Origin of the sequence: Mesorhizobium sp. M0778 (genome assembly GCF_040320105.1) — a bacterium.
GTDB lineage: Bacteria > Pseudomonadota > Alphaproteobacteria > Rhizobiales > Rhizobiaceae > Mesorhizobium.
Window position 1 is genome coordinate 236,034 of the sequence record NZ_JAMYPA010000003.1, and the last position, 23,066, is coordinate 259,099.

Below are 23,066 nucleotides of genomic sequence, written 5' to 3' on the forward strand. Positions count from 1 at the left end.
AATCGAGCTTGTCATCCAAACGGCGGCCCATTGACACATGATCGCGCGTTTTCAGCCGCGCGCCAATTGTCGTTTTCGTACGAAGCCCGAATGGCGCGTTTTCCAACCAGCAAGGGGATCGAAAGCTAGCGTTCCGCCGGATTTCCGAAGGCCGGATCTCGCCGCCTCGAATACATCCCCACCCGCGGCAGCTCGTCTGGAAAGTCGACCCAGGGTAACCTCATGTCCCAGTATGCGTGGGCCTCTGGCGGAAACCGTTCGGGGTGATCGAGAAAGCCGATCGCCAGATAGAGTTCGTCGGGCAGGCCCTGGTCGACATAGCCGATCGATGTTCCGCAATCCGCGCAGAAGGACCGGAGCACACCGGGGGTTTTCGAAAAGGTCTTCGGTATGCCGGTGAGCAAGGTGAATTCAGAAGGCCGATAACCGACCCACACCGTTAGCGGGCTTCCTATCGCCTTGCGACAGTCGTCGTCGTGATCGGAGCAAACCCAGAACGGCTCGCCGCGCATTTGCGCCGTTATGGCGCCGCAAAAACAGGAACCCGTTTCAGTTCGTGGCATTGGCTAACTTCATGGCTGGACTCGCCTTCACTGCTGGCCCGGCATTTCGGTATTTTCCTTGGGGTTCTTCTTGATGCCGGCGGCAGGCGAGGTATCGGCCGGAGCATTGCCACCCTGGTTCTGTTCAGCGGCTCTTTTGAGCGGCGAAGTCTGCCAGCCCATATCGCCGTACAAAAAGCCTATGAGGAAGCCGACGATGATGATGGCCGAAATCACCATTGCAATTAACGCGTTACGTCGCTCCATTTCGCACGGCTCCTTTCTTTGAGCCGAACAAACGATGGCGGAAATGGTTCCGGTTAGACGGACGGCGTGACGGGACGGAGCCGGCCGGGAACATTCAGCCTCACGGCGGGTTCGTATGACTGCTCTTCTACAGGGAGTGGCTTGCATGAAACCCGCGGTAACCGATCGCATTGAAACCAAGAAATACGACCACCCGACAGGCGGCTGGGGATCGCTCAAATCGCTGGTCCGCAAGGCGCGTGGCGAAGGCCTGCTATTGTCCGGGATATGGAGCACGCTGCTCAAGCAGAACAAGGCCGACGGCTATATGTGCGTGTCTTGCTCATGGGCAAAGCCAGCTCAGCCGAGGCCTTTCGAATTCTGTGAAAACGGCGCCAAGGCGACGATGTGGGACCAGACCAAGCTGCGCTGCGAACCCGCTTTCTTCGCCGAGCATTCGGTGGCGGAATTGCTCGATTGGCCGGACCACGATCTGGAGAAACAGGGCAGGCTTACGGAGCCCATGCGCTACAATGCCGCCGGGACGATGCATTCCGCGACATAGCTGCCGAATTGCGACGGCTCGATCCCAAATCGGTGGTATTGTACACGTCCGGCCGCGCCTCGCTCGAGGCCTCGTTCATGTATCAGCTTTTTGCGCGGATCTACGGGTCTTCGAACCTGCCCGATTCGTCCAACGTGTGTCATGAATCGACCTCGGTCGGCTTGCCGGAATCGATCGGTTCGCCGGTCGGGACCGTGCAGCTCGAAGACTTTGCGAAATGCGACATGATGCTCTTCTTCGGGCACAATACCGGGGTGACGGCGCCGCGCCTGTTGCATCCGCTGCAAGAGGCACGTCAACGCAACGTGCCCGTCTTCACTTTCAATCCTTTGCCCGAGCGGGGACTGAAGCGCTTCAAGAATCCGCAAAACTCCATCGACATGCTGTCGCCCGGACCGGGCACCAAAATGTCCAGCGACTTCTTCCAGGTCCGTTCGGGCGGCGACATCGCCGCGATAACGGGCATCGCCAAAGCGTTGCTGGCGCTCGACGATGCCGCCCGCGAAAGCGGCAGGACGCGTGCCCTCGATACGGCTTTCATCGCCGAGCACACGCATGGCTTCGCCGAGTTCGAAGCCTTCCTGCGCAACACCCAGTGGAGCGATATCGTCGCACGATCGGGCATTGCGCAGGCCGATCTGGAGCATGTCGCCGAGGTCTACAGCCATGCCAACGCGGTGATCGGCAATTACGGCATGGGCCTGACCCAGCATCGGCACGGCACCGAGAACGTCCAGATGCTGTGCAACCTTTTGATGATGCGCGGCAATATCGGAAAACCCGGCGCCGGTATTTCGCCGCTGCGCGGCCATTCCAATGTCCAGGGACAGCGCACCGTCGGCATATCGGAAAAACCCGAGCTCGTCCCGCTCGACAAGTTCGCCGAATTCTACGCCTTTGAACCGCCGCGTGAGAAAGGTCTCGATACGGTCGAGACCTGCGAGGGCGTCATCGACGGATCGGTCAAGGGCCTCGTCGGGCTCGGCGGCAATTTCGTGCGGGCCGTGCCGGAAACCGGCCTGGTCGAGAAAGCCTGGCGTGGGCTCGACCTGCATGTCGAGATCGCGACCAAGCTCAACCGCAGCCATCTGATCGCCGGCCGGACAACCTATCTGCTGCCTTGCCTGTCACGGCTGGAAAGAGATCATCAGGCGAGCGGCGACCAAAGGGTGTCGATAGAGGATTCCACCGCCTGTATCCATGGCTCGTTCGGATCGCGACCTCCGGCTTCGCCGCATCTGCTTTCCGAGCCCCGGATCGTCGCCGAACTTGCCAAGGCGACGGTGCCGGGCAGGAGTTCGATCCCACGGGATGAGTGGGTTGGCGACTATTCCCGCATCCGTGACGAGATCGAGCGCTGCTACCCCCAACATTTCCGCGACTTCAACAAGCGCTTTCTGACGCCCGGCGGGTTCCATCGCGACATCAAGGCGAGCAAGCGGGTGTGGGAGACGCCGAACAAGAAGGCCAATTTCAAGCTGCCAAGTGGCCTTGAAACCGATCCTGACATCGATGTCGCCGGCCGCGATGTGCTGACACTGATCACGGTGCGCTCCAACGATCAGTTCAACACGACCGTCTACGGCTACAACGACCGGCTGCGCGGCATCAGCGGCACACGCATGGTGCTGTTGATGAACGAAAAGGACATCCAGCGCCTCGGCTTGAGCGCGGGACAGGAGGTCGATCTCGAAGCCAATGCGCAGGATGGCGCGGAGCGCCGCGTGCGCGGGCTGCGCATCACGCCTTTCTCAGTGCCGGAGGGAAATTGCGCCGGTTATTATCCCGAGCTCAACCCACTGATTCCTCTCTGGCACAGAGCCGAGAAGGCTCATGTCCCGGCCGCCAAATCGGTACCGGTGCGGATCTTGCCATAGGCGTTCGTGTTCGCGGCAGGCACGCACCATGCGGATGTGACTTGGTTCAAAATCGAGACCTCAGCAGGCTCGCGCGAGTTCATCCACGGCATTCAGGATCGCACTCTGGCTCGCCGGCTTCTGCACGATCCTGCAAGCGCGGAAACCTGCCGGAATTTCGCGTTCGCCATACCCGGAGAGGAAAGCGAACGGCACGCCGCGCGTCCGCAACGCTTCCGCGATTGGATAGCTGGTCTCGTCGTTCAACTGGATATCCAACAGCGCCGCGTCGATGCCGCCTTCACCGACGAGGCGGAGGGCCGCCGTAACCGACGAAACCGGCCCGACCACCTGATGGCCGGCCTTGCGCAGGTAAGCCGCCGCGTCGTCGGCGATCAGCCATTCATCCTCGACGATCAGCACACGCACCTTTCCGGTCACGACGAGCCCTCGCGGGTCAGAGGGAATGCAATTTCCACCTCCAAACCATTTGAGCGGAAACTTGTTTCAACTTTTCCGCCCAGCCTGTAACCGATTTCTCCACGCAGAAGGGTAAGGCCGAAGCCGCTGTCGGTTGGCTCCTTGATGCGGGGGCCGCCCTTCTCGCGCCAGACGAGCTTGAAGGTGCCATCCACCACCGACCATTTGACAACTATGCGCCCGGCAGGTTTCGACAGTGCGCCATATTTGGCGGCATTCGTCGCCAGCTCATGAATTGCCATGCCGAAGGAGAGCCCTTGCACAGGCTTGAGGCTTACCCGCTTGCCATCGAGCTCGAACCGTTCGGCCCCAAAGGGATCAAGTTCCTGGCGCAGCAGTTCCTCGACGGAGGCTTCCGTCCAGCTTTCTCGCGAGAGCAGACTGTAGGCTCGTGACATCGCCTGCAGCCGGCCGATCAAGGCTTCGGCGAACTCGTCTTTCGACGCCGAGTTTTCACGCGTCCGGTTGGTGATGCTGGCGACGACCGCCAGCATGTTCTTGACGCGATGGTTCAGCTCCGAGATGAGCACCTGCTGACGCTCTTCAGCCTGCGCCAGCGTCGTCACGTCGATCAGGGTCACGACCACGCCCTGGATGCTGCCGCCTTTGTCCCGGTACGGGTTGATGCGAACCAGGTAGAACCGGCCCTTGTTGTCGCGCGCAAGGTGATGGTTCAGGGTCTCTCCCGTCTCGAACACCGCCTGGATGTGCCGCTTCAACTCGGGGTAGTCGAGCTGGCTCGAAAGATCGGTCAGCGGTCGGCCGACATCGGACGGACGCAAGTTGAAGAACGACGACGCGGCGGGAGTAAAGGTCCGCACCACAAGGTTGCGGTCGAGGAAGATGGTGGCGATTTCCGTGCTTTCGAACAGGTTTCTGAGATCGCTGTTGGCGCGGTCGAGTTCCTCTATCTTGCCAGTCAGCTCTGCGTTGATGGTATTGAGCTCTTCGTTGAGCGACTGCATCTCCTCCTTCGAGGCCTCAAGCTCCTCATTGGTCGACTGCGCCTCTTCATTGACGGAGACGAGTTCCTCGTTCGAAGACTTTACTTCCTCCAGCGCGGTTTCGTATTCCTCGATGGTCGACTGCAGCCGCTCGCGCGTGTCGCGCAACTCCCGTTCGAGATCGGTCGCATCGTCGGCGCCGCGGCTTTCGCGTGCCGGATCGGAGCGGATCTGGGCCTGTCCCACCGGATTGAACAGGACGAGGTAGAGGGGCTCGCCATTGCCGCGTTCCGTGTACGGCTCGACCATCAGTGCAATGAACTGAAGCTGTCCGTCGTCTTCTTCGACCGCTATGTTCTCCCGAACGACCGTGCGGCGCGTCGTGGCTGCCTCCCGCAACGCGGCTCGCAGCTCAAGTCTAAGCCCGCGGCGGGCCAGTGTCAGCAACTGCCGGCTCGGGGCGCCTTGCGGTGCTTCCAGATATTTGCCCGTCCTCGCCGAATAGTAGACGATGTCGCCATCGCCATTGACCAGAACGTGAGGCGGGGCGAACCGCTCCAGCACCTGAGCCTCGATCGCCTGGCGCAGTGAATGGCTGGCGGCATCCTTCGTCGAGCCGCCGCGTCCGACCGGAAGGGCACCCGTGGGGCCATTGCCGATCAGAACCAGCGGCCGCGGCATTGCATGTTCCCGCGCCTGGAAAATCCGATGCTTCTTGTCGACCGTGGCAAACAGGTCGCCGTGCTGACCGACGCTTTCCGAGGTGCCGAGGAACAGATAGCCGCCCGGCCTCAGCGCGTAATGGAAGATCGGAATCACCCGGTTCTGGATCTGCGGGCCGAAATAGATCAGCAGGTTGCGGCAGGAAATCATATCCATGCGCGAGAAGGGAGGATCGCGGATAATGCTGTGCGGCGAAAAGATGCACAGTTCGCGCACCTCGTTGCCAAGCACGTAGCTCGCGCCGTCGCTGTGGAAAAAGCGTTGCCTGCGCTGTGGCGAAAGCCCGTGCAGCAGCGCTTCGGGATAACGCGCCGCACGCGCCACCGCGAGCGCCGGCTCGTCGATGTCGGTCGCGAATATCTGGACGCGCGGCGGCGCGGAAAGCTTCTCGATGCGCTCGCGCATCAGCATGCCGATCGAGAACACCTCCTCGCCGGTGGCACAGCCGGGCACCCAGACACGCACCGCATCGGAGGCGTTCTTGCCTTCGAAAATCTGCGGTATGATCTTTTCCTCCAGCAATTTGAACGCTTCGGCGTCGCGAAAAAAGCTGGTGACGTTGATGAGCAGGTCGCGAAACAGCTTCGCCACCTCGTCCGGATCGCCTTTCAGCCGTTCTATGTAGGTGGTGACCGACTGCAGCTGCGTGATCTGCATGCGCCGCTTTACGCGACGCAGGAACGTCTTGGTCTTGTAGCCGGAAAAGTCGTGACCGGAATGGCTGCGCAAAATGGCGTAGATTTCATCGCGGGCCCGATCCATCTCGGCCTTGTGTTCGTCGTCCGCTTCGGTCAGGCCGTTCAGCACGTCGAAGCCGCGGACAAACGCCTGAAGCTTTGCACCGATCTGCTCGGCGGGCGCCGCTATGTCGATCAGGCCGCTCGAAATCGCACTCTGCGGCATGTCCGGATTGCGGGGGCCGTACCCGTTGGAGGCCTGGGCTATGGTCAGCCCGCCATGCTCCTTGATCGCCCTGGCGCCGAGCGTGCCGTCCGAATCGCCACCCGACAAGATGATGCCGACGGCATACTCGCCCTGGTCCTCGGCCAATGCGCTGAAGAAGATGTCGATCGGCTTGCGCTCGCGGTTGAGCGTGTTCGGCCGGCGCAGCGAAAGCGCGCCCTTACGGATGGTGAGGACGACGTTTTGTGGCATCACATAGACCTGGTCCGGTTGGACCGCTACGCCCTCCTCGGCCACGACGACCGGCATTTCGGTGTAACGTTGGATAACCTCGTGCAGCAGGCTTTCCCGTTCCGGGCTAAGGTGCGTGACGACGACAAACGCCATGCCGGTGCCGTCGGTCAGTCCTTTGAACAGGCCCTCCATCGCGGGAATGCCGCCGGCCGATGCGCCGACGCCGACAATGGGAAATCTTCCATTCTGGGATGCCACGCCACGCCCCTGGTAACCGCCGCAACACGAAGCCGTCCAATCGGGCCTTAGACCCAAATCACGCGTCAGATTAAGACCGGGCTGAGCCCGAGGCCAGTAAATAGTCCACCAACGGAACAAAGCACCGCCGGTGGGCATTAACATCTGACTTCGGAGGCGGTTCCAATGGCAAAACGACCACCTGAGATAAAGCCGGCCAAGCGAGTCCTGTTGCCGTCGCCGGATCTGACCAAGTTCCCGGTATCCGAAAATATTCCGCCTCGCCTGCTCGCGCTCGCGGAACGGTTGCAAGAGGTCCTGGCGCGCCACTTTGCAGACGTCCGCGCCGACAGCCGTAAATCCCGCAGGAAGAAGGAACAATGAGGTGCGCGACCTGCAAGGCTTGCATATCCTGATCGTCGAGGACGAATGGATGCTGGCGGGCGATCTTGCACGTTATTTCAGCAAGATGGGCGCCGTCGTACTTGGCCCCGTGGCGACGGTCGAACAGGCATCGAAACATACGGATGAGGCGGAAGCCGCGATCCTGGACGTCAATCTCAACGGAAGGCGGGTATTCCCGATCGCCGACGAACTGATGCGCCGTGGCGTGCCGTTCGTGTTTTTCAGCGGCGACGAAGACATCGTTATTCCTGAGCGCCTTCGATATGCCAGCAGCCTCAGAAAATCCTCGGACGGCCAAGCAGTCTTCGATGCTCTCTTCCCAGCCGAGACGTCGGCATCGAAAGGAGGCCGAGCGTCCGAGCCCTCAGACGACGTATTTTCGCTGCTGCCCAAGCTCAGGCTCGCGGCGCGTCTGCTGCTGGGAGATATGGATGCTTCCGACCGGCTGGTCGAGCGAACGCTCGAGCAGGCCATCGGCGAGATCGACAACAGACGATCCGGTTCCTCGACAGAGGATTGGCTCAACGGCATCATGCGAAACATCGTCAAGGCACGTGGAGCAAACCTGCTGCACTGACCATGGCCGCCGGCAACTAGACGATGTTAGCTTTTCCGGCTGCGCTCGACGAATTTGTTGAAGCGGCTGGTCTTTCCGCCGCTGGTCTCATCCTGGTAGAGGAAGGCCAGTTCGTTCTCATCGAATATCCTGAAGAACTCGTTCCACTCGACGGGCTCGAACGTCTCTTCAGGCTCGCCGAAATCGATGCGCAGTATGCCCCCCTCGCCCTTGGTGCGCACCACCGCCGGCCGCCCGTCGCGGTCTTCGGCCCAACGGCGGATTTCGTCATGATCGGTGGTCGTCTTCGATTCAGACATGGCAATCTCCCTTCGATTCCACCGCGAGATCCCCCGCGTTGCACAACCAGCAGATGCATCGCTGCCCGGCATGTGCGCGCGGTTGGTCGAACATGGCTCCTAACACCAAGCAGCCTTCGATGTTCCCACGCCTGGTTGAAACCTACCCCGGCGAGCCTCCTGAACTTTGTTGAAGCAAGGGAACAAACCTTTCGCCCGGAAGTTTGGGGCGGCAAAGCCATTCGTATGAGGAGTTGTCGTGAAACGTATACTGGTCACGGGAGGCTGCGGTTTCATCGGCCGCCACGTCGCCCAGGAACTCGTTGAACATGGCTATGGGGTTTCAATTCTCGATGCGCTGCTGGATCAGGTGCACGGCGGCGAGGCAATCAGCCTGCCGGCAGGCGCCAAGCTGATCAAAGGCGACGTTCGCGATCGCGACGCTATCATAGAGGCGGTCGAGGGTGTCGACGCGATCATTCACCTGGCGGCTGAAGTGGGCGTCGGCCAGTCCATGTACGAGATCGCCCGCTATGTCGGCGCCAACGACCTCGGCACCGCCACGTTGCTGGAAGCGCTGATCAAACGGCCGATCGAACGGATTGTGGTCGCTTCTTCGATGAGCGTCTATGGCGAGGGTCTCTATGCCACGCCAGACGGCCGGCGCATCGACAATGCAAGACGGCAGCCGGACGACATCCGCAGCGGCCAATGGAATCCCCTGTCGCCGGAAGGTGAAGTCCTGTCGCCGCTGCCGACCGACGAGGAGAAACCGGTCGATCTAGCCTCGATCTACGCACTGACAAAATACGCCCAGGAACGCGCCGTACTGATCTTCGGCGAAGCCTATAGCGTCGACGCGGTGGCGCTGCGCCTGTTCAATGTCTTCGGCGCCGGACAGGCGCTCTCGAACCCGTATACCGGCGTCCTGGCGAACTTCGCCTCCCGCATCGCCAATGGCCAGCGGCCGCTGATTTTCGAGGACGGCGAACAGCAGCGCGATTTCGTGCATGTGCGCGACGTTGCCCGCGCCTTCCGCCTGGCTCTGGAACAGCCCCAGGCGCGCGGCCACGTCATCAACATCGGCGGCGGTCGGGCCTACGCGGTCAGCGACGTCGCCCGGCTGCTCGCCGAAGCCATGGGCGTGCCTGGCCGCCAGCCGGAAATCCTCGGCAAGGCACGCTCCGGCGATATCCGCAACTGCTTTGCCGATATCTCGAAGGCGCGCGAACTGCTCGGCTTCCAGCCGCAGCACCGGCTGGAGCATTCGCTCGGCGATTTCGTCGCATGGGTGCGCAACACCGTCGCCATCGATCGCAGTGCCGAGATGAAGCGGGAACTCGAAGCGCGAGGGCTGGTATCATGAGACCGGAGTCACCCGATTTTCGCGAAGCGCCCATCGCCATTATCGGCGGCAGCGGTTTTATCGGCTCCAACCTCGCCGACAGCCTGTTGTCGGATGGCGAACCGGTGCTGGTCATCGACAACCTGAGCCGTCCCGGCGTCGAACAGAACCTGGAATGGCTGACGCAAAAGCACGGCAGCCGTCTGACCATCGAAATCGCCGATATCCGCGACGCAGAGGCGCTCGCGCCGCTGGTGGCGCGTTCGAAAGCGGTTTTCCACTTTGCCGCGCAGACCGCCGTCACCACGAGCCTGGTTCGGCCGGACGAGGATTTCGACGTCAACCTGCGCGGAACGTTCAACGTCCTGGAAGCCGCTCGCCGCAGCGGCAAACGCATCCCCGTCGTTTTCGCCAGCACCAACAAGGTCTATGGCCGCCTCGCCGACCTCGCCATGGGCGAAGAAGACGGCAGATACGCGCCTCGCGACGCGGCCATCCATGCGCACGGCATCGACGAGACGCGCGGCCTCGATTTCTGCACGCCCTATGGCTGCTCCAAGGGCGCGGCGGACCAGTATGTCCTCGACTACGCCAAGTCATACGACCTGCCGACGGCGGTGCTGCGCATGAGCTGCATCTATGGACCGCGCCAGTTCGGGACGGAGGATCAGGGCTGGGTCGCCCACTTCCTGCTTAGCGCCTTCTCCGACCGGCCGATCACCATCTATGGCGACGGCAAGCAGGTGCGCGACATCCTCCACGTTGCCGATGCGGTCGCGGCCTATCGCGCCGTGCTCGACCGGATCGAGGAAATCAGCGGCCAGGCATTCAATCTCGGCGGCGGACCACAAAACGCCGTCAGCCTGCGCATGCTGCTGAAGGAGATTCGCGACATAACGAAACGTGACGTTCCGATCCGTTACGACCGCGAACGCACCGGCGACCAACCGTTCTTCGTCGCCGACACACGCGCGATCGAGGCGGCGCTGGGATGGAAAGCGCACGTCCCGTGGCAAAACGGCATCCGCGACCTCGCCGACTGGCTGCAGCGTCATCGCCTCGACCCGCATCCCGAACCGGCGAGGTACGTGGCATGAGGATCGCTCTGGTCAATCCGTCCTGGACGTACCAGGACAGCATCTATTTCGGCTGCCGCCAGCCGCATCTGCCGCTCGAACTCGGCTATTCGAAAGCGCTGCTCGAAGCTGCCGGCCACGAGGTGCTGATGCTGGACGGGCAGATCCAGAAGCTCGACAACGCCGCGCTCGCCGATCGCGCCGCCGCATTCGAGCCTGACATAACCGTCGTCAGCACCGCGCCGACCTACCTGTTCTGGCGCTGCGCACCGCCCGAGTTGCGCGTGCCGGCCGATTTCCTCAATCATCTTGCCGGGCGCGGCGGTCGCACCGTCGCAGTCGGGCCGCATGGCTCGGCGACGCCGACGCCGACTTTGCGCAAGCTTGGCGTCAACATTGTCGTGCGCGGCGAATGCGAGGAAGTGGTCGCGGAACTTGCCCGGCGCGACGACTGGACTGCGGTGCCGTCCACCGCCCATTTCGAGGATGGAGAACTGGTCTCGAACGGCGGCGTGCATGCGAGCTCGTTCATCGATCACCCGCCGCTCGAATGGCCATCGGACTGGATTGCCGCGCATTCGCACCACCATCACCGCTTCGACGACAACCAGGTCGGTTTTGGCGCGGAGGTCGAGGCGTCGCGCGGCTGCCCGTATAATTGCAGTTTCTGCGCCAAGATCGATTTCCGCGATGCCTATCGCCGCCGGAACCACGAAGCAGTGATCGCCGAGATCGACCGGCTGATCGCACAGGGTGTCGGCTACATCTACTTCATCGACGAGATCTTCCTGCCGCAAAAGGCATTGCTGGAGGCGCTGGTCGATCGCGATGTGAAGTTCGGCGTGCAGACCCGTATCGACCTCTGGAAGCCGGAATTGCTGAAGCTGCTCGGTGCCGCCGGCTGCGTCTCGATCGAGGCGGGCCTCGAAAGCCTGACTGTGGAAGGCCGCGCCATGCTGGCAAAACGCTGCCGTTTGGGCACCGAGGAGCTGGCCGCGCTGCTGGTCGACGCAAGGCGCCACGTGCCGTTCGTGCAGGCCAATCTGATCGGCGTGGTCGAGGACGATCCCGCGCTCGTCGATTATTGGCGAAAGCACCTGATCGACAACGGCGTTTGGGCCAACGAACCGGTGCCGCTCTATCCTTATCCGAGTTCGCCGAGCTACCGCGAACTTTGGGGCGAGCCCGACGACCTCGCCTGGGAGCGCGCGCATGAACATTACCTCGCATCCTTCCGAACGTTCAGCGACATCCAGGAGAAGCGGCCGCGTCCGCTGGCCGAATTGGAGGCCACATGTTGCGGACACTGAGCCCGCCGCGTCGCATACTGATGACCGTCGATGCCGTCGGTGGCGTCTGGCGCTATGCGCTCGATCTGGCCGGGCAACTGGTCGCCGGCGGCGACAGCGTCGTGCTTGCCGGGCTTGGTCCGGAACCGTCCAGGCAGCAGGCCGAGGAGGCCCAGTCTTTCGCGGCGCTGACATGGCTCAACACGCCGCCGGACTGGATGACCCGCAGCGAGCACGTTCTCGACACATTGCAGCAGGAGCTGCGCCCACTCATACGTGACTACGCTGTCGACGTCGTCCATCTCAACGCGCCGACGCAGGCGGCGGCGCTCGACGTGCCCTGCCCCATCGTTGCGGTATCGCATTCCTGCGTCGTGACATGGTTCCACGCGGTCAAGGGACAGGCGGCGGACGGCGAGTGGGCCTGGCAAAAGGACCGTAACCGGCGCGGTTTCGACAAAGCAGGCATGGTCGTTGCACCGAGCCGCAGCCATGCCGACATGCTCGAAACCTGCTACGGGCCGATCGCGCGGCTGAGCGTCGTCGGCAACGGCGCACGGCCGGGCGCGAAGGGCGAAAGGCGGGAATCGGTGGTTTTCGCCGCCGCGCGCTGGTGGGATGAAGGAAAGAACGCGGCGGTGCTTGACCAGGCCGCCCCCCTGACGCAATGGCCGGTCTTCGTCGCCGGTTCGCTGCAAGGGCCGGACGGCCAGCATGTTGGCTTCAGCCACGCCGTTCCCGTCGGGCCGGTACCACACGAGGAAGTGCGCTCGCTGATGGCGCGGGCCGGCATTTTCGTATCGCCGTCGCTCTACGAACCGTTCGGCCTGGCCACGCTGGAAGCCGCAATGTCGGCGACGCCTTTGGTGCTTGCCGATATCTCGACCTACCGCGAATTGTGGGACGGGGCGGCCATGTTCTACGACGCGCGCGATCCGGGCGATCTCGCCAGATGCATCAATGGTCTTTGCAGCGACACGCAGCGCCGGCGAGAACTCGGTGAGGCAGCCGCCCGCCGAAGCCGCAGATTTTCATTGGCAAGACAGGCGACCGCCATGCGCGGCGTCTACGACAAGGCGGCCCTGGCCACCATGGCGGATAGTTGATTATGCGGTTTTTATTCTACACCCATTCGATCGTTTCCGACTGGAACCACGGCAACGCACATTTCCTGCGCGGCATCATGCGCGAGCTGGTCGCGCGTGGGCACCAGGCGATTGCGCTGGAGCCCGCCGACGGCTGGAGCCGGTCGAACCTGCTGGCCGAGAAAGGGTCCTTCGCGATCGAGCGATTCCGGAAAGATTTTCCGGAGTTGATGACGGTCACCTATGACGCCGCCTTCGACCACGAAGCCTGGATCTCCGATGCCGATGTGGTGATCGTGCACGAGTGGACCGCGCCGGACCTTGTCGCGCGGCTGGGCAGGGCGAAAGCAATTGGCGGCCGTTTCACGCTGCTGTTTCACGACACGCACCATCGTGCCATCTCGGCCACGCAAGCGATTTCCGCCTTGCAGCTTGAACATTATGATGGCGTGCTCGCCTTCGGCGAGGCGCTGCGGGAGAGCTATCTTCGCGCCGGATGGGGCAGGCGGGTCTTCACCTGGCACGAGGCAGCCGATGACCATCTGTTCCAGCCCCATCCTGAAATCGACCGTAGCGCCGACCTGATCTGGATCGGCAATTGGGGCGACGACGAGCGCAGCACCGAAATCAGGGAGTTCCTGGTCGATCCGGTGCATGAACTTGGCCTGAGCGGCACTGTCCACGGCGTCCGCTATCCACGCGAGGCGCTCGCCGACCTCGCCGCCGCCGGCCTGCGGTACGAAGGCTGGATCGCCAATGCCGACGTGCCGAAGGCATTCGCGGCGAACCGCATCACGGTTCACATCCCGCGGCGTCCATATCGCGAAAGCCTGCCCGGCATCCCGACCATCCGCATGTTCGAGGCACTCGCCTGCGGCATCCCACTTGTTTCGGCACCGTGGTCCGATGTCGAACGTCTGTTCAGGCCCGGCACCGATTTCCTGTTTGCAAACACCGGCTTCGAGATGCGGCATCATCTTCGCACCGTGCTGCGTGACGCGGATCTCGCCGCATCTCTGGCGACATCGGGCCTCGAGACGATCCGCTCACGGCACACATGCCGGCACCGGGCGGATGAATTGTTCGGCGTGCTCGCCGAATGCGGGCGCCGCCAAGCCGCCGACACGATCCTTGCAACGGAGGCCGCCGAATGAAGATCGCATTTTACGGGTCGAGCCTGCTGTCGTCCTATTGGAACGGCGCGGCCACCTATTACCGCGGACTGCTCAAGGCCCTGGCCAGGCTGGGCTATGACATCACCTTCTACGAGCCGGACGTCTACGATCGCCAGAAGAATCGCGATATCGAGGCGCCGGACTGGTGTGCCGTCGTCGTCTACGAGGCCGCCCCGCATGCGCTCATGCAGGTGGCGGCGCGAGCGGCCGAGGCGGACATCGTCGTCAAGGCGAGTGGCGTCGGTTTCGAAGACGACGCGCTGTTGCGGGCGGTGCTCGATCACGCCCGTGCCGATGCGCTGACCGTATTTTGGGATGTCGATGCGCCGGCGACGCTTGGCCAGTTGCGCGACGAGCCGGATCATCCGCTGCATCGGGCGCTGCAGGAAATCGACCTGGTGCTGACCTATGGCGGCGGCGATCCCGTGGTCTGGGCCTATCGGGCCATGGGGGCCGCCGAATGCGTGCCGATCTACAATGCGCTCGATCCGGAAACGCATCATCCGGTCGGCAAGGATAGGCGCTTTGCCTGCGATCTTGCCTTTCTCGGCAATCGGCTGCCGGACCGCGAGGCACGCGTCGAGGCTTTCTTCCTCGATCCGGCCAGCCGCCTGGCCGATCAGCGCTTCCTGCTCGGCGGATCGGGCTGGGGCGACAAGCAGATGCCCGCCAATGTCCGATGGCTCGGCCATGTCGGCACGCGCGACCACAATGCATTGAACGTCACGGCCAAGGCGGTGCTGAACATCAGCCGCGACAGCATGGCGGCCAATGGCTTTTCACCTGCGACGCGCGTCTTCGAGGCGGCGGGTGCCGGCGCATGCCTCATCACCGACGACTGGCTCGGTGTAGACCTGTTCCTGAAACCCGGCGAGGAAATCCTGGTCGCGCGCGATGGCGACGATGTCGCCGAGATCATGCAAAGCCTTAGCGCCGAACGGGCCAAGGCGATCGGGGCATCTGCGCTTCGGCGTGTGCTTGGCGAACATACCTATACGACACGGGCCGTTTTGGCCGACGCCATTTTCAGGCGCCATTTCGAGCGCCCGACCGTGGAGGCTGCGGAATGACAAAGCCACTCGACATCGTCTTTCTTGGCCTGTCGCTCTCCTCATCCTGGGGAAACGGCCACGCCACCACCTTTCGGGGGCTGCTTAAAGGTCTCCACGAGCTCGGCCACCGCATCACCTTCCTCGAACGCGACGTGCCGTGGTACGCAAGTCACCGGGATCTGCGCGATCCCGATTTCTGCGCCTTGCGCTACTATGAAACGACCGATGATCTTCGCCGCAATTTTGCGCGCTGCCTGCGCGAGGCCGATATCGTGGTCGTCGGCTCCTTCGTTCCGGAAGGCCCTGAAATCATTGAGGTCGTGGCGTCGCTGTGCACGGGTCAGTTCTGCTTTTACGACATCGACACGCCGGTTACGCTGGTGAAACTTTCAACCGATGATTGCGAGTACATTGCCAGGCGGCAGGTCCCGTATTTCGATGTCTATTTCTCGTTCACCGGCGGACCGACGCTTGCCCGTCTGACGGCTGAATTCGGCGCAAGGCGGGCCGAGCCGCTCTACTGCTGCGTCGACCCGGAACGGCATCACGGAACCGGTGATCCAATGCGCTGGGATCTCGGCTATCTCGGCACCTACAGCCCCGACCGCCAGGCGACGCTGGAGGCGCTGCTGTTCGAGCCGGCGCGTCGCATGCCGGAGCGCCGCTTCGTCGTGGCCGGCTCGCAATATCCGCGCGAAATTGCCTGGCCGGACAATGTCGATCGCATCGAACACCTGCCACCGGCAGATCACGCAGTCTTCTATAGCCGCCAACGCTACACGTTGAACGTCACGCGCAGTTCCATGATCGCGGCCGGATGGTCGCCCAGCGTGCGCCTCTTCGAGGCAGCCGCCTGCGGCACCGCGATCATCAGCGACTGCTGGACCGGATTGGACAGCCTGTTTCCGGAGCGGACAATCCACACGGCGCGCAGGACCGAGGACGTGATCGGCATCCTGTCTGGGGAATCCGACGGTGCCCGGCTTGCCATGGCCAGGCAAGCGCGCGCGCTCGTCCTGGCAGCCCACACAAGCACCGCGAGAGCCCGCGAATTCGTTTCGCTGCTGGCGCGGGCCAAATCGCCACGTTCTGCTCTCGATCTGGATGTCGAGAGTGCAGCATGACCCGCAGACGGGAGAAAATAGAGATGCAGCTATCAAGAAAGGCGGAACGGACCAGGACCGTGCTTGTCGCCGGCGGCGCAGGCTTCCTCGGTTCGCATCTTTGCGAGACATTGCTCCAGGCCGGCTGGCGCGTGATCTGCGTCGACAACTTCCTTACCGGCCGCATGGAGAACATTGCATCGATCGCCGATCGTCCGGATTTTCGGCTGATCAAGCAAGACATTTGCCGGCCCTTGGAGCTTGGCGAACCTGTGGACCGCATTTTCAACATGGCGTGCGCGGCCTCGCCACCACGCTATCAGGCCGACCCGGTCCACACGACGCGGACTTGCGTCATCGGGACGCTCAATCTGCTGGAGCTCGCCGCCCGCAACGGCGCCCGTTTCCTGCAGGCGTCCACCAGCGAAGTGTATGGCGATCCAGAACAGCATCCGCAAAAGGAGGACTATGTCGGCCACGTGAACTGCATCGGCCCCCGCGCCTGCTATGACGAAGGCAAGCGCACCGCCGAAACCCTGTGTTTCGACTATTTGAGAATGGGAAAAGCCGATATCCGTGTCGCGCGCATCTTCAACACTTATGGTCCCAGGATGGACCCTGCGGACGGACGGATTGTTTCCAATCTGATCGTGCAGGCACTCGAGAGACGGCCGCTGACGATATTCGGCGACGGGCTGCAGACCAGGTCGTTCTGCTATGTTTCCGATCTGGTCGACGGCTTGATCCGGTTGATGGAGGTCAATCCCAGCCCGCGCCAGCCGGTCAATCTGGGCAATCCGGGGGAGTTCACCATCCTGCAGTTGGCGGGCCTGGTGAGGCGCATGACCAGAACCGGATCGGCCTTGAAATTCCTGCCGCTGCCGCAAGACGATCCTCGTCGTCGGCAACCCGACATTTCCCGTGCAAAGAAGCTTCTCGGCTGGTCGCCAAAAGTGCCGCTCAGGCAAGGTTTGATGCATACAGTCAGCTATTTTACCGAGCTTGAGACGACGCAGACGGTCGACAGAACACGGCGAATTGCCACCAGCGTGCATTCTGCATCAGGCCGGCTGCAAAATCTGCCGGCCTGACGGCAGTATTTGCCACGTTCCCCTCGGAGATCACGGTCGTTTCGCGCCGATCGTCGGTCACTTTTTCTCGTCGCGGGAACAACCCGTCCAGCTTGCGGTTCGGCCAGGGTACCGGCATGGAGAGGATTTGTGCATCCAAAGCGATCCGCCAAAGACATCGAGCAAATGGCCGCAAGGGAGACGGCTGCCTTCCTGCGGCGCGCCTCCATCACCTATCTGGAATGTTGCGTGAGCCTGATGCTGACGCATCTTCAGCGGGAAGAGGTAGCCGCCATCCTCGAAAAGGAAGCGGATATGCTTCGCCGGCTGGACTGATCCTGCTCGAAGGGCCGCAGGTGCCCTTGGGTATCCAGGAACCGAAGCAACATCGCCGTATAACGTCTTGCCGCGGCCGCCAGCCGGATCTGTTCCCGATCATCGCCAGATCGTAAAGCCATGCTCCACAAGCCAAGCTGGAAGGCGAGATAGCAGGGCTCGTAGTAGTGGACCAGATTGGCATCGACGGGACGGGAAGCTCTCGCTTCCACAACCTTGCAAAGCGCCGCAGTCGCCGCGTCCGAGAGGCTGTATTCGACGCGGGCGCCGGCAATGTCCCAGGCGATGTCCTGACAGCCGACCAGATCGTGCGACCGGCAATGGTCGAGGGCGTCCGTCTTGATCAGCGTTCCGCCGCGCGAAAGGATGAACTCCCACGGATGAAGCCGCCCGTCGATCTCGACCCGCTGCATATTCTTGGGTGAAGCCTGGTTCGAGAACCAGTTCTGCAGCTCCGCCGCGCGGCGCTCGCCCAGCGCCTCACTTGTATTCCGCACGGCCATGTCGGCAAGCGCCTCCAGCGAGGCGCCCGGCTCGGAGGCGGGCAGATTGGCTGCGCGCCAGGCCAGATAGCGCGCGAGATGAGCGACCACTTTTTCTTTCGAAAGCCTTGCCCGGTCCAGCGTTGTACCGTCGATCCAGCGTTCGACGAGAAAGCCATGGCACAGCCCGGCGACTTCCGGGCCAAAGCCTGCATCATGTAGCCTCCCGGCAGTCCCGGCCTTGTGCATTCCGATTTCGCCGAGCCCGACGAACTTGACCGACCATTTTTCCCGGCCCGCAGAAGCGAGGAACTTTCGCCGCTCGAAGCCGCGGTGAACGGGTGGCCAATGATCCTGCGAGTGATAGTGCAAGCGACGCCACTCTCCGCCGGATGTTTCCGCCAGGCTGGCCGCTGTGCTGCCGATGGTCCGGGCTACCCAATTCCGCAACGTCGGGACAGCGGATCCAGCGGGGAAAGTGCGTTCGAAATCCGCGGTGTGTTTTTGGCAAACCCTCCATGCCTCGCGACTGTCCGCCGAAGCCTCGGGACCCGGGCCACCCAAATGGCTTGGGAACAGATGGATGCGCCCGGCATCGATGCCTAGCCCTTGCAGCCATGCGACCACGGCGTGGAACGAACTGCCGGACAGGCCCGGGCCTTCGTCGACGATTGCAAAGCGGGCCGACGGCTTCGTCATCCAGCCACCGATCAGCTCCGGATCGGCGGCAAGCCGCCTGCGAAACGGGTGGCCGGTCGGACGGACGCTGACGGGTGCTGGTGCGCCGATGGCTGCAGCCACCATCGCTGCAAGCCCCAGGCCGATGCTGCGGATGCCGATTACGCATGTGTTCGCATCGAGACCCGACTGCCGCGCGGCGACGAAATAGCTCTCCGGATAAAGCGCGTAATGGGCGTAGCCCTCAGCCGAGCCGGTCAGGATGTCGCCATCGCATTCGAGTTCGGCCAAAATTCGCGGCACGTCTGCCTCGACCGGGCCATCGATCGTGAACCCGGCCTCCCACGATCTACCCACGTGCCGGGCCAAGCCGACCAGGAGATTTGCGCCCGCGATCCGCTGTGGGGAATTCCGGTCCGTGCCGTTGGCCTCGAATTCAGCATCGGCAAGGCCCTGGACCAGTTCCGAGGCCCTGATGAACAGGCCGACCAGGGCTGCGTGGCGCTCGATCCCACTTGGCATGTCCGCAATGTGCTCGGCCGCTTTGCACGCTGAGCCGCGAACAAGTTGCGCGCTCTGCATTTGCTTGTGGTCGCCATAGACGATCATTGTCCCGTCCTGGTTGGCCTCACCCCTCGCTGCACAACTCGGCGGGCGCTACTTTGATCCACTATCGGTTGCACGATTTTTGCAGCCGGCAAGGAACAATCCGGGAGGAAGGCGGTTTGGCACGAAGAACTTACCTTCAACAGCATAGGCAGCGGTTTCGTGGGATCGAAGAAAGTTCGAATCGGTATAGTCGGCGTCGGCAACTGCGCTTCCTCCCTTGTTCAGGGCATCACCTATTACCGCGACGCAAGGAGCAATGAGCCCATACCCGGGCTGATGCACGCCGATCTTGGCGGCTACCATGTCAAGGACATTGAAGTGGTCTGCGCATTCGACGTCGCCAAGGGCAAGGTCGGACGCGATGTGGCAGACGCGATCTACAGCGCGCCGAACAATACTTTCCGCTTTGCCAATGTGGCGCCTACCGGCGCTCGCGTCGAACGCGGACCGACGCTGGACGGCATCGGCAAATATCTGCGCGACGAGATTGAGGAGGCCGACGAGCCGGTCGCCAATGTCGGCAAGATCCTCGCCGACAGCGGCGCCGAAATCCTGGTGTCCTATCTGCCAGTCGGCTCGGAGGAGGCAACGCACTTTTATGCCGAGTGCGCGCTCGATGCGGGCTGCGCCTTCGTCAACTGCATACCAGTCTTCATCGCCTCGCGGCCGGAGTGGCGCCGCCGCTTCGAGCAACACGGCCTGCCGCTGATCGGCGACGACATCAAGAGCCAGGTCGGTGCGACGATCGTACATCGTCTGCTTGCCAACCTGTTTCGTGAGCGCGGCGTGCGTATCGATCGCACCTACCAGCTCAATTTCGGCGGCAACACCGATTTCCTCAACATGCTGGAGCGCGAGCGGCTGGAATCGAAGAAGATCTCAAAGACGCAATCCGTCACCAGCCAGATCGATGTTCCCTTGGAGCCCGGCAACATTCACGTCGGGCCGAGCGACCACGTGCCGTGGCTGACCGACCGCAAGTGGGCCTATATCCGGGTCGAAGGCACGACCTTCGGCGGTGTGCCGCTGAATGCCGAGCTCAAGCTGGAAGTGTGGGATTCGCCCAACTCGGCCGGGGTCGTGATCGATGCGGTGCGTTGCGCCAAGCTGGCGCTCGACCGCGGCATCGCAGGCGCGCTGACCGGTCCCTGCAGCTATTTCATGAAATCGCCGCCCGAGCAGTTCACCGACGCGGAAGCCCGCCAGCGCACGCTCTCTTTCATCGCCGGTAAGGACGAGCCGATGCTCGATGCCGCGGAATGACGACGACGTTCTTTCTGGTCCGCCACGCCGCGCATGACAATGTCGGCTGTTATCTTGCCGGACGGATGGCGGGCGTTTGCCTCGGCGAAGCCGGCAGGGCACAGGCCTCGCATCTGGCTGACCGTATGGCACGCGAGGCGATAGCGGCAATCTTTTGTAGCCCGCGCGAACGCACGCAGGAGACGGCCAATCCGATTGCGCTCGCCTGCAATGCCGGTGAAATCGTGATCCGCGAGGAACTCGATGAGATCGACTTCGGCACCTGGTCGGGAAAGACCTTCGAGGAACTGAACCAGGATGCCGACTGGCGGGTGTGGAACGACCAGCGCCAGCAGGCGAGAACACCGAGCGGCGAGACCATGCTGGACGTGCAGCAACGCGTCGTGTCGCTGATCGAGCAGGTCCGCGGAACATACCAGAACCAGTGCGTTGCACTGGTCAGCCATGCCGACGTCATCAAGGCCGCCGTGTGCAAAGTGCTCGGCCTGTCGCTGGGGAACTGCTTTCGTTTCGATATCGACCCAGCATCGATCACCACGGTTGTTTGGGGAGACTGGGGGTCGAAGCTGATCAGACTCAACGAAGCTGCCTGACGAGGAATTGCCGGATGCGCATGGTCATTTTCGGTCTTACCGTGACATCGTCGTGGGGCAACGGGCACGCCACGCTGTGGCGCGGATTGATCCGGGCGATGGCCGGGCTGGGCTGGTCCATCACCTTCTTCGAACGCAACACTCCCTATTATGCCGGGACGCGCGACCTCGACCAGCTGGATGGCGGCAGCATTGTCCTTTATCCGGACTGGCAGGACATCCAGAGCGCTGCCGAGCAGGCGGTGAATGAGGCCGATGTCGTCATCGTCACCTCCTATTGCCCCGATGCGGTGAGCGCGTCGCGCTTTGCCCACCAGGCCTGTCGCGGGCTGAAGGTCTTCTATGACCTAGACACGCCGGTGACGCTGGCGCGAATCGAACAAGGTGAGCCTCCGGCCTATTTCGGGCCGGAAGGGCTTCGGGATTTCGACCTCGTGCTGAGCTACACGGGAGGAACCGCGATCGATGCGCTGAAGACGATGCTGGGCGCGCGCCGCGTCATGCCACTCTACGGCCATGTCGATCCAGAGCGACACCGGCCGGCCCCGCCCAAGCCGGAGTTTGCCGGCGACCTTTCCTATCTCGGGACGTATGCGGCAGACCGCCAGACCGGGGTCGAAAGGCTGCTGGTCAGTCCGGCTGCGCGCCTGCCGGATCGCCGTTTCATCATTGGCGGCGCACAATATCCGCAAGAATTCCCGTGGAGCGACAATATTTTCTTCGTCCGTCACCTGCCGCCCGCCGAACACCCCGCCTTCTTTTCATCATCACGGCTGACCCTGAACGTGACCCGCGAGGCGATGGCCGAAAGGGGCTGGTGTCCTTCCGGCCGGCTATTCGAAGCCGCCGCTTGCGGTGCTGCGATGGTGAGCGACACGTGGCCGGGACTGGAGGCCTTCTTCCGGCCCGGCGAAGAGATCGTCGTGGCCAACAGCACCGACGACGTGGTCGCCGCGCTCGACCTGCCCGACGCCGAGCTTGACGCGATCCGCCGCCGAGCGCGCGAGCGGGTGCTGGACGAACACACCTCGGCGCGGCGGGCGAAGGAATTCGACCGCATCCTGTCCGATGCACTGCACGGCTCCACGCATGGCGAGCCGTTGAAGGAGGCAGTTTGATGTTGGGCATCGTGCCCGCAGCCGGACGGGGAAGCCGCATCCAGCCGCTCGGCTTTTCGAAGGAGCTTCTGCCGGTCGGCAGCCGCATCGACGGCAATACCGAGCGGCCTTGCGCGGTCAGCGAATACCTGGTGCGCCGCATGGTGCGCGCGGGGGCTGACAAGATCTGCTTCGTCATCGGCTCGGGTAAGTCGGATATCCTCGAATATTATTCTGCCGGCTATGCCGATGCGGCCGCTCTGTTCGTGGTGCAGCCCTCTCCAGTCGGCCTTTGCGACGCCATCTTCCGCGCCGCACCACTCGTCGCAGCCGACGAGACCGTTCTGGTCGGGTTGCCCGATACGATCTGGTTTCCCGAAGACGGCTTCTTAGCGCTTCCGGACGACGGCCTGTCCTTCCTGCTGTTTCCGGTGGACCAGCCGGAATTCTTCGATGCCGTCGTTGTCGACCAGAACAGCCGGGTGAAGCAAATCCAGGTCAAGCAGCAGAATGCCGCGTCGAACTGGATCTGGGGTGCGTTCAAGATGCCCGGCCACACCCTTCACCGGCTTGCCGCGCTGTGGCGGGAGCGGGACCGGTGCGACGAATATATCGGCACGCTGGTCAATGCCTATCTGGCCGCCGGGGGTGAAGCGCATGGCATCAAGGCTGGCACCGCCTATGTCGACGTCGGCACCTTCAACGGCTATCGCACGGCACTTCGGCTGCTCGAAAGCGCCGCCGGTACCAAGGACGACCAAGCCGCCATGACGCTGCCCGGCCACCAGCACGTCCCTATCCTCGCAGGCGAAGGAGGCTAGCC

General features: G+C 62.7%; 20 protein-coding genes and 1 pseudogene. 15 read left to right on the forward strand and 6 right to left on the reverse strand.

Annotation, left to right across the window (positions count from 1 at the left end):
* Positions 1-125: 125 nt before the first annotated feature.
* Both NKI22_RS06745 and NKI22_RS06750 read right to left on the reverse strand, forming a co-directional pair.
* Positions 126-563: a GFA family protein gene (locus tag NKI22_RS06745; protein ID WP_352958309.1), complete on the reverse strand. Its 438-nt coding sequence runs from the start codon at positions 561-563 to the stop codon at positions 126-128.
* A gap of 27 nt (positions 564-590) precedes the next feature.
* Complete coding sequence (locus NKI22_RS06750) at positions 591-809, reverse strand: hypothetical protein (RefSeq protein ID WP_352482798.1); 219 nt, start codon at positions 807-809, stop codon at positions 591-593.
* A 145-nt stretch (positions 810-954) separates the two neighbouring features.
* Between NKI22_RS06750 and NKI22_RS06755 the strand changes: the two are divergent.
* Positions 955-3,230, forward strand: a pseudogene (locus tag NKI22_RS06755) (FdhF/YdeP family oxidoreductase).
* Positions 3,231-3,290: 60 nt separating this feature from the next.
* On the opposite strand, the gene NKI22_RS06760 reads toward NKI22_RS06755, so the two are convergent.
* On the reverse strand, positions 3,291-3,650 hold the full coding sequence (locus NKI22_RS06760) for a response regulator (protein ID WP_023716635.1): 360 nt from the start codon (positions 3,648-3,650) through the stop codon (positions 3,291-3,293).
* Positions 3,647-6,751, reverse strand: coding sequence for a CheR family methyltransferase (locus NKI22_RS06765; RefSeq protein ID WP_023716634.1), 3,105 nt, complete (start codon positions 6,749-6,751; stop codon positions 3,647-3,649). The genes NKI22_RS06760 and NKI22_RS06765 overlap by 4 nt, the downstream gene beginning before the upstream one ends.
* Before the next feature lie 165 nt (positions 6,752-6,916).
* Here NKI22_RS06765 and NKI22_RS06770 point away from each other — a divergent pair, with 165 nt between their 5' ends.
* Both NKI22_RS06770 and NKI22_RS06775 read left to right on the forward strand, forming a co-directional pair.
* Positions 6,917-7,114: a hypothetical protein gene (locus tag NKI22_RS06770; protein WP_023716633.1), complete on the forward strand. Its 198-nt coding sequence runs from the start codon at positions 6,917-6,919 to the stop codon at positions 7,112-7,114.
* Positions 7,115-7,163: 49 nt separating this feature from the next.
* The gene (locus NKI22_RS06775) at positions 7,164-7,712 is read left to right on the forward strand and encodes a response regulator (RefSeq protein WP_352958311.1); all 549 of its coding nucleotides are present in this window, start codon (positions 7,164-7,166) and stop codon (positions 7,710-7,712) included.
* 26 nt (positions 7,713-7,738) lie between these two features.
* On the opposite strand, the gene NKI22_RS06780 is transcribed toward NKI22_RS06775, so the two are convergent.
* Positions 7,739-8,011: a hypothetical protein gene (locus NKI22_RS06780; protein WP_352958314.1), complete on the reverse strand. Its 273-nt coding sequence runs from the start codon at positions 8,009-8,011 to the stop codon at positions 7,739-7,741.
* Between the two features lie 238 nt (positions 8,012-8,249).
* Between NKI22_RS06780 and NKI22_RS06785 the strand changes: the two genes are divergently transcribed.
* Genes NKI22_RS06785 through NKI22_RS06820 form a run of 8 tightly spaced genes read left to right on the forward strand, consistent with a single transcriptional unit; the run spans position 8,250 to position 17,206 of the window.
* Positions 8,250-9,356, forward strand: coding sequence for an NAD-dependent epimerase/dehydratase family protein (locus NKI22_RS06785; protein ID WP_352937235.1), 1,107 nt, complete (start codon positions 8,250-8,252; stop codon positions 9,354-9,356).
* Entirely contained in the window at positions 9,353-10,432 is a 1,080-nt protein-coding gene (locus NKI22_RS06790) for an NAD-dependent epimerase/dehydratase family protein (protein ID WP_352638951.1), read from the forward strand. Before NKI22_RS06785 ends, NKI22_RS06790 begins: the two co-directional genes overlap by 4 nt.
* Positions 10,429-11,721, forward strand: coding sequence for a TIGR04295 family B12-binding domain-containing radical SAM protein (locus NKI22_RS06795; protein WP_352715873.1), 1,293 nt, complete (start codon positions 10,429-10,431; stop codon positions 11,719-11,721). Before NKI22_RS06790 ends, NKI22_RS06795 begins: the two co-directional genes overlap by 4 nt.
* Complete coding sequence (locus NKI22_RS06800) at positions 11,706-12,806, forward strand: glycosyltransferase family 4 protein (RefSeq protein ID WP_352715876.1); 1,101 nt, start codon at positions 11,706-11,708, stop codon at positions 12,804-12,806. Before NKI22_RS06795 ends, NKI22_RS06800 begins: the two co-directional genes overlap by 16 nt.
* Positions 12,807-12,808: 2 nt before the next feature.
* Entirely contained in the window at positions 12,809-13,939 is a 1,131-nt protein-coding gene (locus tag NKI22_RS06805; RefSeq protein ID WP_023716626.1) for a CgeB family protein, read from the forward strand.
* A complete protein-coding gene (locus tag NKI22_RS06810) occupies positions 13,936-15,030 on the forward strand; it encodes a CgeB family protein (RefSeq protein ID WP_352715879.1) in 1,095 nt (364 codons plus the stop codon). Before NKI22_RS06805 ends, NKI22_RS06810 begins: the two co-directional genes overlap by 4 nt.
* Entirely contained in the window at positions 15,027-16,136 is a 1,110-nt protein-coding gene (locus tag NKI22_RS06815) for a CgeB family protein (protein ID WP_023716624.1), read from the forward strand. Before NKI22_RS06810 ends, NKI22_RS06815 begins: the two co-directional genes overlap by 4 nt.
* A gap of 23 nt (positions 16,137-16,159) precedes the next feature.
* Positions 16,160-17,206 (forward strand): UDP-glucuronic acid decarboxylase family protein, encoded by a 1,047-nt coding sequence (locus tag NKI22_RS06820; protein ID WP_352493912.1) that lies wholly within the window; start codon positions 16,160-16,162, stop codon positions 17,204-17,206.
* Between the two features lie 251 nt (positions 17,207-17,457).
* Here the strand turns inward: NKI22_RS06820 and NKI22_RS06825 are convergent, their stop codons facing one another.
* Positions 17,458-19,290, reverse strand: a complete 1,833-nt coding sequence (locus NKI22_RS06825; RefSeq protein WP_023716622.1) for a hypothetical protein — start codon at positions 19,288-19,290, stop codon at positions 17,458-17,460.
* 159 nt (positions 19,291-19,449) lie between these two features.
* Between NKI22_RS06825 and NKI22_RS06830 the strand changes: the two genes are divergently transcribed.
* From NKI22_RS06830 to NKI22_RS06845, 4 genes are read left to right on the forward strand one after another with little or no spacing between them, the layout of a single operon-like run.
* Positions 19,450-20,553, forward strand: coding sequence for an inositol-3-phosphate synthase (locus NKI22_RS06830; protein ID WP_023716621.1), 1,104 nt, complete (start codon positions 19,450-19,452; stop codon positions 20,551-20,553).
* A complete protein-coding gene (locus NKI22_RS06835; protein ID WP_023716620.1) occupies positions 20,550-21,146 on the forward strand; it encodes a histidine phosphatase family protein in 597 nt (198 codons plus the stop codon). Before NKI22_RS06830 ends, NKI22_RS06835 begins: the two co-directional genes overlap by 4 nt.
* Before the next feature lie 14 nt (positions 21,147-21,160).
* On the forward strand, positions 21,161-22,264 hold the full coding sequence (locus NKI22_RS06840; RefSeq protein ID WP_023716619.1) for a CgeB family protein: 1,104 nt from the start codon (positions 21,161-21,163) through the stop codon (positions 22,262-22,264).
* Positions 22,264-23,064: a nucleotidyltransferase family protein gene (locus NKI22_RS06845; protein WP_023716618.1), complete on the forward strand. Its 801-nt coding sequence runs from the start codon at positions 22,264-22,266 to the stop codon at positions 23,062-23,064. Before NKI22_RS06840 ends, NKI22_RS06845 begins: the two co-directional genes overlap by 1 nt.
* Positions 23,065-23,066 lie beyond the last annotated feature (2 nt).